The following is a 19,730-nucleotide window of genomic DNA, read 5'->3' on the forward strand; positions in this document are numbered from 1 at the left end:
AGCGCGATGCTGGCCTATCTTTCACGGCGATTGCTGCTGGTCATACCGACGCTGATCGGGATCATGCTGATCAACTTCGTGCTGACGCAATTCGTGCCGGGCGGCCCGATCGAACAGGTCATTGCCCGCGTTCAGGGCGAAGGCGATGCGTTCCGCAATATTTCCGGCGGGGGCGATGTGCAGGGCGCGCAGAGCCACCAATATGCAGGCGCCCAGGGCCTGCCGCCCGAATTGCTGGACCAGCTGGAGGTCCAGATGGGTTTCGCGCGGATTTCCTGCACCGCCGAACATCAGGGCGAACCCGACCTGAGCGCGCCCGATTGCGAAAAGGTCAAGCTGGGCGCGACCGAGCGTTTCTTCATCATGATGGGCAACTATCTGCGCTTCGATTTCGGGCAAAGCTTTTTCCATTCCACCTCGGTCGTCGATCTGGTGCTGGAACGGATGCCGGTGTCGATCACGCTTGGATTGTGGTCGACGCTCTTGGCCTATCTGATCTCGATCCCGCTTGGCATCCGCAAGGCGGTCCGGGCGGGGACGCCCGCTGACACATGGACCAGCGGCATCATCATCGTGGGTTACGCGATCCCGGCATTCCTGTTCGCGGTCCTGCTGATGGTGCTGTTCGCGGGCGGGTCATACTGGCAGATATTTCCCTTGCGCGGGCTGACCAGCGACAATTTCGCGGATCTGTCGTGGTGGGGCAAGGTCAAGGATTACGCGTGGCACATCACGCTGCCGGTCGTCGCCACATCCATTTCCAGCTTTGCAACGCTGACCCTGCTGACGAAAAACAGCTTTCTGGATGAAATCAACAAGCAATATGTGATGACCGCGCGCGCGAAGGGGCTGACCGAAGGCCGCGTCCTGTATGGCCATGTCTTTCGCAACGCCATGCTGATCGTGATCGCGGGCTTTCCGGCGCTGTTTCTGGGCGTGTTCTTTGGCGCGTCCATCCTGATTGAAACCATCTTTTCGCTGGAAGGTCTGGGCCGTCTTGGGTTCGAGGCGGCGGTTCAGCGCAATTACCCGGTGATCTTCGGCACGCTGTATGTCTTTGGCCTGATGGGGCTGATCGTCGGCATCCTGTCGGATCTGATGTATGTGCTGATCGACCCGCGCATTGATTTCGACAAGAGGGCGGGCTGATGGCTGTTTCCGAACTCAACCGCCGCCGCTGGCGCAATTTCCGCCGCAATGGCCGGGCCTTCTGGTCGCTGGTGATCTTTACCGTGCTGTTCGTGCTGTCGCTGTTCGCGGAACTGATCGCCAATGACAAGCCCATCGTCGTCAGCTATCGCGGCAGCCTGTATTTCCCGGTCTACAACTTCCATTCCGAAAAGACATTCGGCGGCGAATTCGGGACCGAGGCGATCTATTCCGACCCAAGCGTGCAATGCCTGATCGTCACCGGCGGGCGCCAGGAATGCTGGGAAAACCCCGAGACGACCACCGCGCAGGCAACGGAAACCGGCCAGGTCGCGGGGCAGGCTGTGGACAAGGGCTGGATGATCTGGCCGGTGATCCCCTATCACTACCGCACCATCAACAATGTCGGCACCGCCCCCAGCCCCCCGGATGCCAGCCATTGGCTGGGCACCGACGACACGGCGCGCGACGTCGCGGCGCGGGTGATCTATGGCTTTCGCCTGTCGATCCTGTTCACCCTGATCGTCACCACGGTCAGTTCGCTGATCGGCATCGCGGCGGGCGCGATCCAGGGCTATTTCGGCGGGCGCACCGACCTGATCTTTCAGCGGATCATCGAAATCTGGTCCTCGACGCCCTCGCTTTACGTCATCATCATCCTGTTCGCGATTCTGGGGCGCAGCTTCTGGCTCTTGGTCTTTATCACCATTCTGTTCGGCTGGCCCGCGCTGGTCGGCGTCGTCCGCGCCGAATTCCTGCGGGCGCGGAATTTCGAATATGTCCGTGCCGCCCGCGCCTTGGGCGTTTCCGACCGCATCATCATGTTCCGCCATATCCTGCCCAATGCCATGGTCGCGACGCTGACCATGCTGCCCTTTGTCGTGACGGGGGTGATTTCTGGCCTCGCGGCGCTGGATTATCTGGGCTACGGCCTGCCTACCACCGCGCCCTCGCTTGGGGAACTGGCCCTGCAGGCCAAGCAGAACCTGCAGGCGCCGTGGCTGGGCTTCACCGCATTCTTTACCTTTGCCATCATGCTGTCGCTCCTGGTCTTTGTCTTTGAAGGCATCAGGGACGCATTCGACCCCAGAAAGACCTTCAAATGACGCCGGTTCTGAATGTCGACAACCTGCGCATCGGTTTCCGTCAGGACGGGCAGGTGCTGCCTGCGGTCAAGGGCGTCAGCTTTTCGGTCGGGCGCGGCGAAACCGTCGCCATCGTGGGCGAATCCGGGTCGGGGAAATCGGTCACCGCGCTCAGCACCGTGCGCCTGCTGGGCGATTCCGCGATTGTCGAAGGCTCGGTCACCTATGAGGGCCGCGAACTGATCAGCGCCCCCGACAAACTGCTGCGAGAGGTGCGCGGCAATGACATCAGTTTCATCTTTCAGGAACCGATGACCTCGCTGAACCCCTTGCACACGATCGAGCGCCAGATCGGCGAAAGCCTGAAGCTGCATCAGGGCATGACCGGCGACGGTGCCCGCAAGCGCATCATCGAACTGCTGACCCGCGTCGGCATCCGTGACCCCGAAAGCCGCCTGCAGGATTTTCCGCATCAACTGTCGGGCGGCCAGCGCCAGCGCGTGATGATCGCCATGGCGCTGGCCAACGGGCCGGAGCTGCTGATCGCGGACGAGCCCACGACCGCGCTGGACGTGACCATTCAGGCGCAGATCATGGACCTGCTGGCCGAACTGAAACGCGATGAAAACCTGTCGATGCTGTTCATCAGCCACGACCTTGGGCTGGTGCGCCGCATCGCGGACCGGGTTTGCGTGATGAAGGACGGGGTGATCGTCGAACAGGGGCCTGCCGAACAGGTCTTTGCCGATCCGCAGCACGACTACACCCGCCGCCTGCTGGCCGCGGAACCCCATGGCATCGCGGACCCCATCGACCCGGCCGCGCCGGTGATGGTGCAGACCGATGATCTGCGGGTCTGGTTCCCGATCAAGCGCGGCTTTCTGCGTCGCACCACCGGCCATATCAAGGCGGTGAACGGCGCGACTCTGGCCGTCAGGGCAGGGGAAACGCTTGGGATTGTTGGCGGATCCGGCTCGGGCAAGACGACGCTGGCGCTGGCGATCATGCGGCTGATCGAAAGTCAGGGGCCGATCATCTATCAGGGGCAGGATATCAGCGCATGGTCGCCGCGCCAGTTGCGCCGGTTGCGCCGCGATATGCAGATCGTCTTTCAGGACCCCTATGGCAGCCTGTCGCCGCGCATGACGGTCGAACAGATCATCGCCGAAGGGCTGGGCGTCCACGGCGTCGAACCCGGTCGCAACCGCCGCGACATGGTGGCCGAAATCATGGCCGAGGTCGGGCTGAACCCGGACATGATGCACCGCTATCCGCATGAATTTTCCGGCGGCCAGCGCCAGCGCATCGCGATTGCCCGCGCCATGATCCTGCGCCCCAAGGTCGTCGTGCTGGACGAACCGACCAGCGCGCTCGACATGACCGTGCAGGTCCAGATCGTCGAATTGCTGCGCAACCTGCAGAAACGCCACGGGCTGACATTCCTGTTCATCAGCCACGACCTGCGGGTGATCCGCGCGGTTTCGCATCAGATCATGGTCATGCGCGCGGGCGAGGTCGTCGAACAGGGCAGCAGCGAGGCGCTGTTTTCCGCGCCGCAGACCGATTACACGAAACAGTTGCTCAAGGCCGCATTCCGCGACAGAAGCGCATGAAAATCCTGCTTGTCCACCAGAACTATCCCGGCCAGTTCCTGCATCTGGCGCCCGCCCTGGCCGAACGCGGCCATCAGGTGCTGGCGCTGACCGATGAGAAAAACCAGCGCCCCTCCAAGGTCAATGTCGTGCGCTACAAAAGCCCGGACCTTGCCGCGACCCAGAAAAATCTGGGCAAGACCTATGCCGAATACACCGAACGCGGCTGGATGGCGGCGCGTGGTTGCCGGGCTCTGCGCGACCGTCATGGCTTTACCCCCGATGTGATCTTTGGTCATTCGGGTTGGGGCGAGACGCTGTTTCTGCGCGAAATCTGGCCCGATGCGAAACTGCTGGTCTATGCGGAACTGATGTATCAGACGCGCGGTCAGGATGTCGGTTTCGACCCCGAAATCAACCCGGCCAGCGATGAGACGCGGGTGACCACCGTCGCGCGATCCGCCCATCTGATCCAGAGCATGGTTCAGGCCGATGCGGGCCTGTCGCCGACCGCCTATCAGGCCGGAACCTTTCCGCCCGAATTGCGCGGCAAGATCACCGTCATCCATGACGGCATCGACACCGATACCGTGCGCCCGAACCCCGATGCCCGCTTGACGCTGCCCAATGGCCGGGTGCTGCGGGCGGGGGATGAGGTGCTCAGCTTCGTGTCGCGGTCGCTGGAACCCTATCGCGGCTTTCACCGCTTCATGCGCGCCTTGCCAGAGGTGATGCGCGCGCGCCCCGATGCGCAGGTGGTTCTGGTCGGCGGCGACGGCGTCAGCTATGGCGCGCTGCCCAAGGACGCGCCGAACTGGAAGGCAAAGATGCTGGCCGAACTGGACGGGCAGCTTGATCTGGATCGCATCCATTTTCTGGGGCGCGTCCCCTATGACGATTACCTGTCGCTGATCCAGATCGCGCGGGTGCATTGCTATCTGACATACCCCTTTGTGCTGAGCTGGTCGCTGACGGAATCGATGGCGGCGGGGGCCTATATCGTCGCCTCGGATACGGCGCCGGTGCGTGAGCTGATCCGTGATGGCGAAAACGGGCGGCTGGTCGATTTCTTTGACCGAAAGGGGCTGGAAACGGCGCTGACCTTTGGCCTGTCCGGCGATCCGCAGGCGCAAAAACTGCGCGATGCGGCGCGTGACAAGATCGTGCGGGAATATGATTTCAAGACGAAATCGCTGCCGCGCCTGATCGAATGGGTCGAGAGTTTCGGCCCCAAGGCATAGCCCGCAATGCCCATCGGCCCGCAGCACCCGTCAGGGACGTGCGGCCAAATCCTTGGGTGCGGATATCTGCGGTGCGGGCGTGGTGCTGGCTGGTGCTGATCCGGCCTTTTTCTGCGCCCGTCGCGCCGCATCGGCGATCTTGCGTTTGCGGGCCTTGACCATATTGGCCTTGCGGTATTTTTCGACGCCCGTGACCTCTTTGCCGATCCAGTCGGGCAGGGTCACCTGGGTATCTTCGCTTGGCAATTCGATCTCGGCCAGAATGATTCCGGCCAGCAGGCCGTGATATTCGTCGACGCACCATTCACAGCCATCGACGATGACATGATGGCGGGTCTTTTCGACGACCTCGCCCTTGCAATGGCGTTCCAGCAGGATCAGCCCGTCAGAGGCCGGGATCTCATATTCGAATTCATCCCGCGTCAGCCCCTTGCGCGGGCCCTTGACCGTCAGGGTCGCCTTGTCGTCGTAAAAACGGATGCGGATCTTGCGTCCGTCGTAAAAGGCCAGCATGCCGTCGCGCAGGCGCGTGGCACGGGTCACGCAACTGCGCCAACTGTCCTTGGCGGTCAGGAATTTTCGTTCGATTTCGACTGGCATTCAGGTTTGCGACCGGTTGTTTCCATCCGCAGGTGTAATGCCATGCCCCTGTTTAGGACATATGACAAGAGAAAAACACCACCGTAAAACGACTGTCGCGTGATGCGCGGCGGGGTTTCAGGGCCGGGCGACACGGCCCTGAAACGGGATTTTCGGCTGTGGATCAGATCACGCCAAAGGCGCGCATCGGTTCGGCGACGCGGATGAAGCCCGCGATATTGGCGCCGATGACATAGTCGCCCGGCGCGCCGAATTCGTCGGCCGTCTGGAAACAGCTGTCATGGATATCGCGCATGATCTCGGCCAGCTTGGTTTCGGTCTTTTCAAAGGTCCATTTGTCGCGCGAGGCGTTTTGCTGCATTTCCAGTGCCGAGGTGGCGACGCCGCCCGCATTCGCGGCCTTGCCGGGGCCGAACTTGACGCCGGCCTGCTGGAAGGTGCGGATCGCTTCGGGGTGCAGGGCATGTTGGCGCCTTCGCCGACCGCGATCACGCCGTTCTTGACCAGCGTTCTGGCATCCCTGCCGGTCAGTTCGTTCTGCGTCGCCGAAGGCATCGCGACATCGCAAGGCACGTCCCAGATCGACCCGTCCGAGGATTTGACGAAATAGACGCCGTTGCCTTCGCCCTTGATGCGGACATATTCGGAAATCCGGCCGCGGCGGACCTCCTTGATTTCCTGAACCAGTTCCAGATCAATGCCGTTTTCATCGACGACATAGCCCGAACTGTCCGAACATGCGATAACCTTGCCGCCGAATTCCTGCACCTTTTCAATCGTATAGATTGCGACATTGCCGGAACCCGAAACCACGACCTTCTTGCCGTCGAAATCGTCGCCGGTGGTTTTCAGCATGGATTCGGTGAAATAGGTGTTGCCGTAGCCGGTCGCTTCCTTGCGCGCCAGCGAGCCGCCATAGAACAGGCCCTTGCCGGTCAGGACGCCTGCCTCGTAACGGTTGGTCAGGCGCTTGTATTGGCCGAACAGATAGCCGATTTCCCGCGCGCCGACGCCGATGTCGCCCGCCGGAACGTCGGTATATTCGCCCAGATGGCGATACAGTTCGGTCATGAAGCTTTGGCAGAAGCGCATGATCTCGCCGTCCGAACGACCCTTGGGGTCAAAGTCCGAACCGCCCTTGCCGCCGCCGATGGGCAGGCCGGTCAATGCGTTCTTGAAAATCTGTTCAAAGCCCAGGAATTTGATGATCCCGACATTGACCGAAGGGTGGAACCGCAGCCCGCCCTTGTATGGCCCCATCGCCGAGGAAAACTGGACGCGGAAACCGCGGTTGATCTGGACGCGGCCCTTGTCGTCGGTCCACGGCACGCGGAAGATGATCTGGCGTTCGGGTTCGCAGATCCGTTCGATCAGCGCGTCTTCAAGGTAATCAGGCCGCTTCGCGACGACCCGCCCCAGGCTTTCCAGCACTTCGCGCACGGCCTGGTGGAATTCGGGTTCACCCGCGTTGCGGCGTGCGACCTCGTTGAAGATGGGTTCCAGTTTGTCATCAAGAATGATCAATTGCTTCTCCAGTCGTTCCCGGTCTGCACTTAAATTGCGCAGGTTGCTGCGCTATTAGTTGAAAATTCCGGCAATAGAAAGACGGGAAGCGTGTCGATTTTCCTGTCACGCAACTTTCTTGTCGCGCAACCGATCTGTCATGCCGGGCGGGGCTGCGCCTGTCGGACGGCGGTTGCGGATCGGCGCGACGCCGGGGACAATCTGATCCGCACGGGGCGCGCGGATGGAACGAAGCGGGGGCCTTGGTCGTTATCCGCACAGAACCGAAGCCGCAGATCGAGGATACCGAAATGAGCAGCAAAGCTGAAACCGCCGCCCAGGACCTGAAAGCCGAAGCCAGGGGCGCGGCGCAGGATATCGGGAACAAGGCCCGCAAGGTGGCCGATGCGGCATCCGACGCGGCCGAAACCGCCCGTGCGCGCGGCGAGGAACTGCTGGGCAGCGCCCGCGACCATGCCGCCGATCTGGCCGATGCCGCCTATGCCAAGGGCGAGGAAGCCTATGAACATCTGCGTGAAAAAGGCGCCGATTATGCCGGTCGCGCGCGGCACGAGGCGGGGCGTCTGTATCACGACGCCGAACGTCGCGCCGCGCAAGCCGCCCATTACGCCGAGGATTATTACGACGAAGTGTCGGATCTGGTGCGGCGCAAGCCTGCGCAGGCGCTTGGCATCGCGGCGGGCGTCGGCTTTCTGCTGGGCCTGATCCTTGCCTCGCGTCGCTGATCCATGAACGTCTTTGCGCAAAAGCTGGACCTGTTCGTCAGGGATCTGGGTGCGGCGCGTGTCGATGAAACTCGCGGCGGGGATCCTGATCCTGATCGGGGCGGGGTTCCTGCTGGCCGCGCTGTGGACCTGGCTTGCCGATGGGCTGGATTGGGGGCCGCTTTACGCCTCTTTGGCCCTTGGCGCGGTCTTTGTCCTGATCGGGCTGGTCCTGATCGTCGCGACCGGTTCCGCGCGGCACAAGCCGCCCACCTCGGATGAGCTGCGCGCCGATATCGAAGAGCGCGTCTCGCTTGCGACGGGGGTGGTGATGGACCGCGTGACCACCGGCGCCGAAGACGCGATCGGCCGCGTCCAGCAAAAGGCCGGGCAGCTTGCCGATGCCGCAGGCAACCGCGTTCAAAGGCTGGTCGATTCCGTATCCTATGGCGCCGACCGTTTCGTCGGCAGCGCCGAGGCCAGGGTGGTCGGTGCCGCCCGCCGCGCCGGGGACGAGGTCAGCCAGAAGCTGGGCATCGGCGATGACCAGAAGGAACGCATCGCCCAGGGCTTTGAAAAGGGCTTTGAAAAGGCGAAATCATCGAATGCCGCCGCTTTGGCGCCGGTGATCGGGGCCTTTGCCGTCGGCCTGACGCTGGCGCAGAAATTCGTGGCGCGGCGTCGCGATGATGGTGATCTGTATGACGATGATGACGATTATTATGATGACGACGACGACTGGTATGATGATGACCGTCGCTATTGAAAAAGCCCGCCGTCAGGCGGGCTTTTGATTGCGCGGGACGGCCCGAGGGGTCAGGCGTTCGCTTCGCGGATCTTTTCGGCGGCATCCTTGTCGTAATCGACGCCGGCCTTGTCCAGCAGCTGGTCCAGCTCGCCCGACAGGGTCATTTCGGTGATGATGTCGCAGCCGCCGACGAATTCACCCTTGACGTAAAGCTGCGGGATCGTCGGCCAGTCGGAAAATTCCTTGATGCCCTGGCGGATGGTGTCATCGGCCAGAACGTTCACGTCCTGATAGGGCACGTTCATATAGTTCAACACGCCCGCCACGCGGCTGGAAAAACCGCATTGCGGCATCGCCTTGGTGCCCTTCATGAACAGGACGACATCATTGGCGTCGATGGTTTCCTGGATGCGTTCACGCGCGTCGGTCATTCGTCAGATCCTTGGATGCGCCCTCAGTCGGGGGCCTTGGTGGTCAGCGCAAGGGCATGCAATTCGCCATTGGCCCCGTCCATCTTGCCCTGCAGGGCGGCATAGACGGCACGTTGCTGCTGCACGCGGTTCAGGCCACGAAAGCTTTCGTCGATCACCTCGGCGGCATAGTGGTTCCCGTCACCGGCAAGGTCGGTGATCGTGATCCGCGCATTGGGAAACGTGTTGCGGATCAGTGCCTCGATGTCATGGGCTTCCATTGCCATGGCTCGTCCTTTCGCTATTGCCCTTGATGTAGGGTATGGCAGATCGACGCGCAAGATCGCCTGCGGTCAAGGACAGTTAAGCCGATATCGGCGCGCGCTGAAAGATGGTCCAAAGGGTGCAGAGGCGGAATATTCCGCCTGCCGCGCAACGGGCGGGGCCGGGCGGATCGGGTGCCGCCCGGCGGATCGGATGTCACGCCAGCGCGGCGTCGCAGCGCGCGCAGGTCGCGGGATGGGCGTGGCTGCCGACATCCGGCAGGATCTTCCAGCAGCGTTCGCATTTTTCGCCATCCGCCGGTTCGAAAACCACGCCGATGCCGGGGATTTCCGGCAGGCGAAAGGCCTCGTTCGGGGCGGGATCGGCGGTCAGCACCAGCGCCGAGGTGATGCAGACATCGGCGAAATCGCTGGTTTTCAGCGCGGCCAGAACCTCGGGGTCCTCGACATGGACGACCGGGGCGGCTTCCAGACTGGCGCCGATGGTCTTGTCCGTGCGCTTGATTTCCAGCGCGGCGGTGACGGCGCGGCGGGCGCGGCGGATCTGATCCCATTTCCGGGCCAGCGGTTCGTTCAGCCAGTCGGCGGGCGTCACCGGGAAATCCTGCAGGTGGATCGAACTGTCATCGCCGGGGAAGCGCGACAGCCAGACGTCCTCCATCGTAAAGGGCAGGATCGGGGCCAGCCATGTCGTCAGGCGGTGGAACAGGATGTCCAGCACCGTCCGGGCCGCACGGCGGCGGATGCTGTCCGGCGCATCGCAATACAGCGCATCCTTGCGGATATCGAAATAAAGCGAGGACAGATCGACGGTCGCGAACTGGAACAGCGTCTGGAAGACCCCCTGGAAATCGTAAAGGTCATAGCCCTTGCGCACCTGATGGTCGATCTGCGCCAGCCGGTGCAGGATCCATTGTTCCAGTTCCGGCATATCACCGGGCGCGACCTTTTCGGCGTCGTCAAAGCCCGACAGGTTCCCCAGCATGAAGCGCAGCGTGTTGCGCAGGCGCCGGTAGCTGTCGGCCGCGCCTTTCAGGATTTCCTTGCCGATGCGCAGATCGGCGGTGTAGTCCGATTGCGCCACCCAAAGCCGCAGGATATCGGCGCCATATTCCTTGATCACATCGGCGGGCGCGACGGTATTGCCAAGCGATTTGGACATTTTCATGCCCTTTTCGTCCAGCGTGAAACCATGCGTCAGCACGCCCTTGTAAGGCGCGCGGCCCTTGGTCGCACAGGCTTGCAGCAAGGATGACTGGAACCAGCCGCGATGCTGGTCGGTGCCTTCCAGATACAGATCGGCGATGCCGTCGGGCGTGCCGTCAACTCGGTCGCGCAACACGAAAGCGTGGGTCGAGCCGGAATCGAACCAGACATCCAGCACATCCATGACCTGATCGTAATCGTCGGGGTTGGCGATCCCGTCCAGGATATGTGCCTTGAAATCCGTTTGATACCAGACATCTGCGCCGTCTTTCTCGAAGGCTTCGATGATGCGGTCGTTCAGACGCTGGTCGCGCAGCAGGAAATCGGCATCGGTCGGACGCGCGCCTTTTTTCACGAAACAGGTCAGCGGCACGCCCCAAGCACGTTGACGCGACAGCACCCAATCCGGGCGGCCTTCGACCATCGAAAAGATGCGGTTGCGGCCGGTCTGCGGCGTCCAGCGCACCAGCTTGTCAATACTGGTCAGCGCGCGCTGGCGGATGGTCGTGCCGAATTCGTTCATGCCATCGGTCAGATCGGTGTCGATGGCGGCGAACCATTGCGGCGTGTTGCGATAGATCAGCGGCGCTTTCGACCGCCAGCTATGCGGGTAGCTGTGTTTCAGTTTCCCCTTGGCCAGCAGCGCCCCGGCATAGGCCAGTTGCTTGATATTGCTGACATTCGCGGGACCTTCCTTGCCCGAGGGTTCGATGATCGCCTGACCGCCGAAGATCGGCAGATCGCTGCGGTAGCTGCCATCGGGTTCGACATTCCAGGTCATCGGCAGCTTGAATTTCAGGCCAAGCTGATAGTCGTCATCGCCGTGGCTGGGGGCGGTATGGACAAAGCCCGTGCCCGCTTCGTCCGTGACATGGTCGCCGGGCAACATGGGCACGTCATAATCCCATTCACCGTTTCCGCCTTCGACGCCGCGATAGGGGTGGGCGAGGGTCATGCCGGCAAGTTCGTCTGTGGAAACCTCGCGCAAACGCTGCCAGCTTGTCGCTTTGGCGGATTGCATCACGCCTTCGGCCAGCGCATCCGCCAAAACCAGACGCTCACCTGTGATCGCCGTAGATTTTTCTTCGGCCCCGGTCACTTCATAGAGGCCATAGGCAATCCCCGGACCGTAAGCCACGGCGCGGTTTTGCGGAATGGTCCAAGGGGTTGTAGTCCAAATCACGACCGACGAGGAGAGAATATCCTCTTTCGTCTCCGCGATGACCTCGGCTTCAAGCCGCTGACCTTCCGCCGGGTCTACAGTGACAAGCTTGGTAACCTTGGCCTGATTGAGGTCGCCAACCGCTTTGACCGGCTTAAACCGCACCCAGATCGTGTGGCTGGTGTGGTCGTGATATTCGACCTCTGCCTCGGCCAGCGCGGTCTGTTCGACGGGCGACCACATCACGGGTTTCGAACCCTGATACAGCGCGCCGTTCATCAAGAGCTTCATGAATTCCGCCGCGATCACCGCCTCGGCGTGATAGTTCATCGTCAGGTAAGGATCGTCCCAGTTGCCGATGACGCCAAGGCGCTTGAACTGCTCGCGCTGCGTTTCGACCCAGCCTTGGGCAAAGGCGCGGCATTCCTGACGGAATTCGACGATATCGACGTCATCCTTGCGTTGCTGGCGTTCGCGGTATTGTTCTTCGATCTTCCATTCGATGGGCAGGCCGTGGCAGTCCCAGCCCGGCACATAGCGCGCATCACGGCCCATCATCTGCTGGCTGCGGGTGATGAAATCCTTCAGCACCTTGTTCAGCGCGTGGCCGATATGCAGGTTGCCGTTCGCATAGGGCGGGCCGTCATGCAGGATAAAGGGCGCGCGGCCCGGCTTGCGGCGCAGGCGGCCGTAGATATCCATCGCCTCCCACCGGGCCAGCCATTCCGGCTCGCGGGCAGGCAGGCCCGCGCGCATCGGAAAATCGGTTTCGGGCAGAAAGACGGTGTCGCGGTAATCGGGCGTCTCGGTTCGGGGCGCGTTCGGGGTGGTATCGCTCATATGGCGGGAATCCTTTGGCAGACAGGCAGGCAGCAAGCATCCCGACGGCGAGGAACCCCTACGCCGCCGGGCGACTAATTCGTATGCTGCGGCCCGTCAGAAACATGGCTGCGGTTATAGGTAGACGCTGTCCAAGGTTCAAGCGGCGACAGGCGCAACCTCTTGCCTCAACCCCGTGCCGCCTGTTCCGAACGCAGCCGGATTTCATGCAGCACGACGGAATGGAAATCGTTCAGGAAAACATGGCTCCAGATCTTCAGATAGCTGTTGAGCGGGGTCGAGACGCGATAGCGCGTCGTCAGCACCAGCCTTGTGCGCTGGTCGTCCAGAGGCTCCAGCACATATTCACCGCTGGCGAGTTTCAGATAGGGGCTGTCCACGCGGATATGATCGTCGATGCCGGGCGGGATGGACTGCGGGTCGAAGCCGAAATCCCAGACCAGACGCCGGTTCAGGTCCCATTCGGTGATGATCTCGCGAAAGGTGACGCCCTTGGTCCATGTCAGGTGGCGGACGGCGCCCTTGCCCTGACCCTCGATCCGGGCATCCAAAGGCTGCGGCACCTGCAGGACACCGTGGCTGAAGGTCCATGGCAGGCGGCTTGCGTCGATGTCGGGGATCTCGACGGTATGGTCCCAGATCACATGCGCGGGGGCTGCGATCTCGATCACCGTGGTCACGGAACCCAAGTGGTCGGGCCATGCCACCATCGCGTCCAGGGGCAGCGCCAGCAGGGGCAGGGCGGCGAACATGGAAACCGTATTGCGCCGCGCCTGCCGCGTCACCCACAGCCGCGTCACCCAGCACCCCAGGGCGGACGCAGGCAGGTAGATCGGCGTCACCATGACCATGCAGATGACCCCCTCTCCGGCAAGGACGGCCAGCACGACGAACAGGACGGCAAAGGCGCCCCAGCTCAGCAGGATGGAATCGAACAGGGGGCGGCGTGCCTGCGGGTCGAGCAGCGCCGCCGACAGGCTGCCGATGGCCATGGGCAGCAGCACCATGCCCGACAGCGCCGGCAGAAAGCCGCGATAGGGTTGCCAGATGATCGCGTAAAGCAGCAAGCCATAGATCAGCAGGATGGGCACGACCAGCTTCAGTCGCGCCAGCAATGGGGCTGCGGCGGTGAACATCGGGGATCCTTGCAATCATGGCGGCCGTCTTCTGCGACGGTTTGCCAGCTTGCTGCCGGAAAGGACAGGCTTATGCTGCGTCATCATGAACATGGCGCGTTTCGACATCACCCCCGAACAGATCGACCGTGTCGTCGCGGTGTTTTACGGCGCGATCCGGCGGCATGAGGTGCTGGGCCCGGTTTTCGCCAATCACGTCAGCGACTGGCCCGAGCATGAGGAAAAGATCGCCCGTTTCTGGCGCAATGCGATCCTGCGTCAGGGCGGATATGACGGCAATCCGATGCGGGTCCATATGCAGGCGGGCGATGTCCGGGCGGAACATTTCGCGCCCTGGCTGGCGCTGTTCGACGAAACCCTGCGCCGCACCCTGCCAGAGCCTCAGGCGCGGGTCTGGTCGGCCCTGGCCCATCGCATCGGCGCGGGGCTGCGCATGGGGGTGCAGGACCTGCGCGACCGCCCGCCGGGGCCGCCGGTCCTGCGCTGATCGTCATGCGATGCGTGCGCCCGGACCGTGGAAGCCCCGGACCGTAGGGACAGGGCCGCAGGGGGAATGGTCGCGACGGACCGCTGAGGTGCAGTCCGATATTTTCCCAAGGGCTGCTGCCCCACACGGCGCACGGCAGGGCCGCCCGGTGCGCAGGCTCAGACGCGCGGCGGGCGGGGTTTGTAGACGGGCAGTTTCCAGCCCCAGACCATGCTGCCCGCGCGCATGGCAAAGGTGGTCAGCGCGCAGCCCAGCATGGCCCATGACGCCGACAGCCCCAGCCCATGCAGGGCCAGCGCGGCGACCGCGCCGGCGAAGGCCGCAGTCAGATACAACTCGCCCTGTTTCAAAACCAGCGGCACCTCGTTTGAAATCACATCGCGCATCAACCCGCCAAGCGAGCCGGTAATGACGCCCGCCATGGCGACGATCACCGGGCCGAACCCTGCGTCGATGGCATAATCCACGCCCGAGGGCACGGCGATCGACAGCGCCAGCGCATCGAACCACAGCAGCGCGCGATAGCGGCTTTCCAGCCGGTGCGCGGTCAGAAAGACGATCACCGCCGCCACGGTCGCGACAAGGATCAGGCTGGGTCGGGCCACCCAGAAGATTTCCTCGCGCCCCAGCAAGAGGTCGCGGACCGTGCCGCCGCCGACCGCCGTCAGCACGGCAAAGAACATGAAGCCGACCAGATCAAGCTGGCCCCGGCTGGCGACCAGCGCGCCCGACAGCGCAAAGACAAAGACCGAGCCGTAATCCAGCGCGATCTGCAGATCCGACAGGATCACGATGCGGCCTTTGCCGGTTTGGCGGGCTTGAACGGCGCCATGCCTGCCCGCGCCAGCTCATCCGCGCGTTCGTTTTCGGGATGGCCTGCATGGCCCTTGATCCATTCCCGGGTGACCTTGTGGCGCGCCTGCGCCTGATCCAGCCGTTGCCACAGATCGACATTCTTGACCGGCTTGCGGTCGGCGGTTTTCCAGCCGTTGCGCTTCCAGCCGTGCATCCATTGGGAAATGCCGTTCTTCACATAGGCGCTGTCGGTGGTGACGGTGATTTCCGTGGGCCGGGTCAGGGTTTCCAGCGCGGAAATCGCGGCCAGCAGTTCCATCCGGTTGTTGGTGGTATCGGGCTCGCCGCCGGACAGTTCGCGTTCCTTGACGATCTCGTCGCCGTTCAGGGCGCGCATCAGCACCCCCCAGCCTCCGGGGCCGGGGTTGCCGGAACAGGCCCCGTCGGTCCATGCGAACAGCCGGGTCATGCGCGTGACGCCAGCGAGGTATGGATCGCCCCGACCAGCGGGGCGGGGCGGACGACGACATCCCGGCTCATGCGAAAAGCTCCTGATAGCCGGGCAGGGCGGCGATGCGCGCGCACCAGCGCCGGATGGCGGGAAAGCGCGCCATGTCATAGCCGCCGCGTTCCTCGGCGGTGTGGGTATAGGCGTAAAGGCAGATATCGGCCAGGCTCATGCCGCCATCGACCAGCCAGTCACGGCCGGACAGGTGCTGTTCCATCATGCCCAGGATCTGATGGCCGCGATCCAGCAGGTCCGCCAGCCGCTCCGGCGTCACCAAATGCGCGCGCGAGGGGTAGTTGCGCAGCGCGGCGCGCACCGCGATCACCCCCTCATGCTGGTTCTGTTCCCAGAACATCCACGCCGTCATCTGCGCCTGATGAAAGGGATCGGCGGGGATCAGGTGGCTGCCCTGCGCCAGATACAGCAGGATCGCGTTGGATTCGGGCAGCAGGCGGCCACTGTCCAGTTCCAGCACCGGCACCTTGCCAAAGGGTAGGCGGCCATCCGCGCGCGCCTGCGCGATTTCGAGGGTCGCATCTTCGCAATCCACGATCTCGCAGGGCAGGTCCAGCAGGGACAGCAGCAGCCGGACCTTATAGCTGTTGCCGGAGGAGGGCATCGAATAAAGTTTCATCCCCGAAATCTACCCCAAGCCCATGCCCCGCGCCAGAGCGTTCGGCGCGGGGCCGGGGCTGCTTCGTGCCTATTCCGGTTTGGGCAGATAGGGGATCGTCCCGGCGATGTCGCTGTCGTCGATCAGGCGGAAATGGCTGACCGAACCGTCCTGACGCGCCTTGCCGAAAGGCGCATATTCGGGGTCATTGGCAAAGGCCAGCGCCTCGTCGCGGGTCGGGAACTGGATCAGCGCGATCAGGGTCACATCGGTCGGCGTGCCTTCCAGCGTTTCGATCCTGCCGCTGCGCGACAGGTAGCGGCCATTGTGCCGGGCGGCGATGTCATGGACGCGGGCGGCGTAATCCGGGATCCATGCGTCATCGGTGACCTTGACCTCGGCAATCAGAAAGACGGTCATTCTGGCTTTTCCTCCCTTTTTGGGCACCGCCTTGGGGACCGGCGGCGGGGACAGCCTAGAGGGGCGGCGGGCGGTTGCGCAAACGAAACAGATCCGCCGGGCCTGCGACTTTGGTCGGGTCAGGCCGGTCTGGTCGGGTCAGGCGGGGCTGCGCAGCAGGCGCGGCACCTTGAATTCGATGTTTTCCTGCGCGGTCTCGACCAGTTCCACGGTCACGTCGTAACGGTCGCGAAAGGCGTCGATCACCTCATTGACCAGCACCTCGGGGGCGCTGGCGCCTGCGGTGACGCCGACGGCGCGGGCGCCCTGAATGGCGCGCCAGTCGATCTGATCGGCGCGCATCACCAGCTGCGAATAATCGCAGCCCGCCGCGCGCCCGACCTCGACCAGACGGCGCGAGTTCGACGAATTCGGCGCCCCGATCACCAGCAGCGCGTCGATCAGCGGCGCGATCCGTTTCACCGCTGCCTGTCGGTTGGTGGTGGCGTAACAGATATCTTCCTTGCCCGGCCCGATGATCATCGGAAAGCGCGTCTGCAGGGCGCGGACGATTTCGGCGGTGTCATCGACCGACAGCGTGGTCTGGGTGATGAAGGCCAGCCGTTCGGGGTCGCGGGGCGTGATGGTGGCGACGTCTTCGACGGTTTCGACCAGCAGCACCTCGCCCACGGGCAACTGGCCCATGGTGCCCAGAACCTCGGGGTGGCCGGCATGGCCGATCATCACCATCTGAAGGCCCGCGTCGTGGTGGCGCGCCGCCTCGTTATGGACCTTGGTGACCAGCGGGCAGGTGGCGTCGACATGGATCATGTTGCGCCGCTGCGCCTCGATCGGGACGGCTTTGGGGACGCCATGGGCCGAAAAGATCACCGGGCGGTCATCGGGGCATTCGTCCAGTTCCTCGACAAAGACGGCGCCCTTGTCGCGCAACCCGTCGACGACGAATTTATTGTGGACGATTTCATGGCGGACATAGACCGGGGCGCCCCATTTTTCCAGCGCAAGCTCGACAATCTTGATGGCGCGGTCCACGCCCGCGCAGTAGCCGCGCGGGGCGGCCAGATAGAGGGTCAGGGCGGTGGTCGGGTTGGTCGCGGTCATGGCCATCACCTATTGCGCCTGCGCGCCCCGTGCAATGGGGGCGCGGTCACATTGCTGTCCGTCAGTCGTCAAAGCTGGTCAGGGCATAGACATCGACGCCCGAACCTTCCAGCAGGGCGCGGCCGCCCAGATCGGGCAGGTCGATGACAAAGGCGCAGCCGACGACCTCGGCCCCCAGCCTTTCGCACAGCCGGATCGCCGCGCGGGCGGTGCCGCCGGTCGCCAGCAGGTCATCGACGATCAGCACCTGATCGCCCGGTTGCAGGGCGTCGTCGTGGATTTCCATCACCGCCTCGCCATATTCCAGCGCATAGGCTTCGGACAGGACGGCGCCGGGCAGCTTGCCCTTTTTGCGGATCGGGACGAAACCGACGGTCAACTGATGCGCCACCGCGCCCCCAAGGATGAAACCCCGCGCCTCAAGGCCCACGACCTTGTCGATCCGCGTGCCCGCATAGGGGGTCAGCAACTGGTCGACCGCCATGCGAAAGCCGCGCGCATCGGCGAAAAGCGTGGTGACATCGCGGAACTTGATGCCTTCCTTCGGGAAATCGACGATGGTGCGGATGTAATCCTTGACGGTCTTCGGGTCCTGCCTGCGGTTCTGGGCGGCAGATGCGACTGGTGCGTTCGGGACAGTCATGGGCGCTCCATTTCAAAGGTTTCGCGGGGCGCTGTGTAATCCTTGTAGCCAAGCCGCGCCAGCCAGCCGTTGCGGCGCAGGTCGAAAATACCCCCGGTCAGGCAATCGTCGCGCAGATGGATGCCGGTGACGACGCCAAGCGCCATGTAATTCGCATCGCCCGCCAGACGCACGATTCGGGTCAGCCGGCATTCCAGCGCAGCGGCGGCATCGGCCACGCGCGGGCAGTCGATGGTTTCGCATTCGGCAGAGGCGATGGCGCAGGCCTGAAACTCGCTGACCCCGGCGGGCAGGGGGGCGGAACTGGCATTGACCAGATCGCGCATCGCCCCATCTGCGATGTTCACGCAAAAGACATGCGTTTCGGCAATCTGGGCCATGCTGTCCTTGGTGCCGGGTCCCATGTCTCCGGACCGGTCGGGCTTGGTGCTGGTCGAACAGAACATCACCTGCGGCGGCACATAGGCCGTCGCGTTGAAGAATGAATAGGGCGCCAGATTGTCGCCATGCGCCCCACGGGTCGAAATCCAGCCGATCGGGCGGGGTGCGACGATGGCGCTGAACGGGTTATGCGGCAGGCCGTGGCCATCCTGGGGGCGGTAGAACATGAGAAATATCCTTTTCTCTTGCGGGGTTGGGGCGCCAGTCGGGCCGGGCATGCGGGCAGGTCCGGGGGCAGGCTCAACGTCGCTGTCGGGGCCGGGTTCCGAGGTCGGATCAAATTTCCCGGCGCGGATCGCCGGCCGGTTTTCCCCCGCGATATTGCATGATAGGGCGTCTAGGTCCAAGACGGGGGATCACGCAAGCGGCCAGGATACGGGTCAGGGATACGGGCCAGGCCGGGGACCGGATCGGGGGCAGTCAGAGGGGGGCTGGAATGTATGACGTTTGCGTGGAAAGGCCCGAGGACACCCCCGAGGTCGAGGCGCTTTATGACCTGTGCTTTGCCCCGGGCCGCACCGCGCTGTCATCCTATCGCCTGCGCGACGGCGTGCCGCCCGTGTCGGAACTGTGCCTGATCATGCGCAGCACAGCGGGGGGGATTACCGCCGCGATCCGCTATTGGCCGGTGCGGATCGGCGATGCCTTGGTCCTGCTTCTGGGTCCGATTGCCGTCCACCCGACCGCGCAGGGCGAAGGTCTGGGGGCATGGCTGATGGTCGAAAACCTGGACCGCGCCCGCGCGATGGGCTGGGCGCGGGTGATGCTGGTCGGTGACGCGCCTTATTATTCGCGTTTCGGTTTTGAAAAGCTGGATGGGGTCGAAATGCCGCCTCCGACCAACCCGGATCGTGTGCTGGGGCTGGAACTTCGTCCCGGCGCATGGGTTGATGTCTCGGGTCCGGTCGAACGCGAGACCCGGCCGGATGTGCTGGCCGGACTGGCCGAGATCGTCGAAACCCCTTCGCTGCACGCCGATTGTGTCGAGATCGACCCCGAACGGCGCGGGGCTGGGGCAGGCCCGATGTGACAAGTTGGGAA

At 63.4% G+C, this 19,730-nt stretch carries 20 protein-coding genes and 1 pseudogene; 8 read left to right on the plus strand and 13 right to left on the minus strand.

What is annotated here, in order from left to right; genetic code table 11:
• Positions 1-6 precede the first annotated feature (6 nt).
• From PE067_RS21395 to PE067_RS21410, 4 genes are read left to right on the plus strand one after another with little or no spacing between them, the layout of a single operon-like run.
• Positions 7-1,149 (plus strand): ABC transporter permease subunit, encoded by a 1,143-nt coding sequence (locus PE067_RS21395; protein WP_276191805.1) that lies wholly within the window; start codon positions 7-9, stop codon positions 1,147-1,149.
• Positions 1,149-2,255, plus strand: coding sequence for an ABC transporter permease (locus tag PE067_RS21400; RefSeq protein ID WP_276191806.1), 1,107 nt, complete (start codon positions 1,149-1,151; stop codon positions 2,253-2,255). The genes PE067_RS21395 and PE067_RS21400 overlap by 1 nt, the downstream gene beginning before the upstream one ends.
• Positions 2,252-3,847 (plus strand): ABC transporter ATP-binding protein, encoded by a 1,596-nt coding sequence (locus tag PE067_RS21405; protein ID WP_276191807.1) that lies wholly within the window; start codon positions 2,252-2,254, stop codon positions 3,845-3,847. The genes PE067_RS21400 and PE067_RS21405 overlap by 4 nt, the downstream gene beginning before the upstream one ends.
• A complete protein-coding gene (locus PE067_RS21410) occupies positions 3,844-5,067 on the plus strand; it encodes a glycosyltransferase family 4 protein (protein ID WP_276191808.1) in 1,224 nt (407 codons plus the stop codon). Before PE067_RS21405 ends, PE067_RS21410 begins: the two co-directional genes overlap by 4 nt.
• A gap of 30 nt (positions 5,068-5,097) precedes the next feature.
• On the opposite strand, the gene PE067_RS21415 is transcribed toward PE067_RS21410, so the two are convergent.
• On the minus strand, positions 5,098-5,667 hold the full coding sequence (locus tag PE067_RS21415) for a CYTH domain-containing protein (RefSeq protein WP_276191809.1): 570 nt from the start codon (positions 5,665-5,667) through the stop codon (positions 5,098-5,100).
• A 163-nt stretch (positions 5,668-5,830) separates the two neighbouring features.
• Positions 5,831-7,191 (minus strand): annotated as a pseudogene (gdhA, locus tag PE067_RS21420) (NADP-specific glutamate dehydrogenase).
• 290 nt (positions 7,192-7,481) lie between these two features.
• Between gdhA and PE067_RS21425 the strand changes: the two are divergent.
• Both PE067_RS21425 and PE067_RS21430 read left to right on the plus strand, forming a co-directional pair.
• Positions 7,482-7,916 carry a DUF883 domain-containing protein gene (locus PE067_RS21425; protein WP_276191810.1) on the plus strand — a complete coding sequence of 145 codons (435 nt, stop codon included), beginning with the start codon at positions 7,482-7,484 and terminating at the stop codon, positions 7,914-7,916.
• A gap of 13 nt (positions 7,917-7,929) precedes the next feature.
• Complete coding sequence (locus tag PE067_RS21430; RefSeq protein ID WP_276191811.1) at positions 7,930-8,661, plus strand: phage holin family protein; 732 nt, start codon at positions 7,930-7,932, stop codon at positions 8,659-8,661.
• 50 nt (positions 8,662-8,711) lie between these two features.
• Here PE067_RS21430 and grxD read toward each other — a convergent pair whose 3' ends face one another.
• The 4 genes from grxD to PE067_RS21450 all read right to left on the minus strand — a co-directional run bounded on the left by grxD (position 8,712) and on the right by PE067_RS21450 (position 13,681).
• Complete coding sequence (gene grxD, locus PE067_RS21435; RefSeq protein WP_276191812.1) at positions 8,712-9,074, minus strand: Grx4 family monothiol glutaredoxin; 363 nt, start codon at positions 9,072-9,074, stop codon at positions 8,712-8,714.
• A gap of 23 nt (positions 9,075-9,097) precedes the next feature.
• On the minus strand, positions 9,098-9,340 hold the full coding sequence (locus PE067_RS21440; protein ID WP_276191813.1) for a BolA/IbaG family iron-sulfur metabolism protein: 243 nt from the start codon (positions 9,338-9,340) through the stop codon (positions 9,098-9,100).
• Positions 9,341-9,533: 193 nt separating this feature from the next.
• The gene (gene ileS / locus PE067_RS21445) at positions 9,534-12,545 is read right to left on the minus strand and encodes an isoleucine--tRNA ligase (RefSeq protein WP_276191814.1); all 3,012 of its coding nucleotides are present in this window, start codon (positions 12,543-12,545) and stop codon (positions 9,534-9,536) included.
• Between the two features lie 167 nt (positions 12,546-12,712).
• Positions 12,713-13,681, minus strand: coding sequence for an SRPBCC family protein (locus PE067_RS21450; protein WP_276191815.1), 969 nt, complete (start codon positions 13,679-13,681; stop codon positions 12,713-12,715).
• An 85-nt stretch (positions 13,682-13,766) separates the two neighbouring features.
• On the opposite strand from PE067_RS21450, the gene PE067_RS21455 reads away from it, so the two are divergent.
• The gene (locus PE067_RS21455) at positions 13,767-14,168 is read left to right on the plus strand and encodes a group III truncated hemoglobin (RefSeq protein ID WP_276191816.1); all 402 of its coding nucleotides are present in this window, start codon (positions 13,767-13,769) and stop codon (positions 14,166-14,168) included.
• A 158-nt stretch (positions 14,169-14,326) separates the two neighbouring features.
• Here PE067_RS21455 and PE067_RS21460 read toward each other — a convergent pair whose 3' ends face one another.
• From PE067_RS21460 to PE067_RS21490, 7 genes are all read right to left on the minus strand, one after another.
• Entirely contained in the window at positions 14,327-14,953 is a 627-nt protein-coding gene (locus PE067_RS21460; RefSeq protein ID WP_276191877.1) for a trimeric intracellular cation channel family protein, read from the minus strand.
• Positions 14,954-14,955: 2 nt separating this feature from the next.
• Positions 14,956-15,432 (minus strand): ribonuclease HI, encoded by a 477-nt coding sequence (gene rnhA, locus PE067_RS21465; RefSeq protein ID WP_276191817.1) that lies wholly within the window; start codon positions 15,430-15,432, stop codon positions 14,956-14,958.
• A 67-nt stretch (positions 15,433-15,499) separates the two neighbouring features.
• A complete protein-coding gene (locus PE067_RS21470) occupies positions 15,500-16,105 on the minus strand; it encodes a glutathione S-transferase family protein (RefSeq protein WP_276191819.1) in 606 nt (201 codons plus the stop codon).
• 69 nt (positions 16,106-16,174) lie between these two features.
• Entirely contained in the window at positions 16,175-16,504 is a 330-nt protein-coding gene (locus PE067_RS21475; RefSeq protein ID WP_276191820.1) for a DUF1330 domain-containing protein, read from the minus strand.
• Between the two features lie 138 nt (positions 16,505-16,642).
• On the minus strand, positions 16,643-17,605 hold the full coding sequence (gene ispH / locus PE067_RS21480; RefSeq protein WP_276191821.1) for a 4-hydroxy-3-methylbut-2-enyl diphosphate reductase: 963 nt from the start codon (positions 17,603-17,605) through the stop codon (positions 16,643-16,645).
• 61 nt (positions 17,606-17,666) lie between these two features.
• Positions 17,667-18,248, minus strand: a complete 582-nt coding sequence (locus PE067_RS21485) for an adenine phosphoribosyltransferase (RefSeq protein WP_276191822.1) — start codon at positions 18,246-18,248, stop codon at positions 17,667-17,669.
• On the minus strand, positions 18,245-18,856 hold the full coding sequence (locus PE067_RS21490; protein ID WP_276191823.1) for a flavin reductase family protein: 612 nt from the start codon (positions 18,854-18,856) through the stop codon (positions 18,245-18,247). The genes PE067_RS21485 and PE067_RS21490 overlap by 4 nt, the downstream gene beginning before the upstream one ends.
• A gap of 269 nt (positions 18,857-19,125) precedes the next feature.
• Here PE067_RS21490 and PE067_RS21495 point away from each other — a divergent pair, with 269 nt between their 5' ends.
• Positions 19,126-19,719: an N-acetyltransferase gene (locus PE067_RS21495; RefSeq protein ID WP_276191826.1), complete on the plus strand. Its 594-nt coding sequence runs from the start codon at positions 19,126-19,128 to the stop codon at positions 19,717-19,719.
• Positions 19,720-19,730 lie beyond the last annotated feature (11 nt).

The sequence above is a fragment of the Paracoccus sp. DMF-8 genome, assembly GCF_029309835.1.
Lineage (GTDB): Bacteria > Pseudomonadota > Alphaproteobacteria > Rhodobacterales > Rhodobacteraceae > Paracoccus.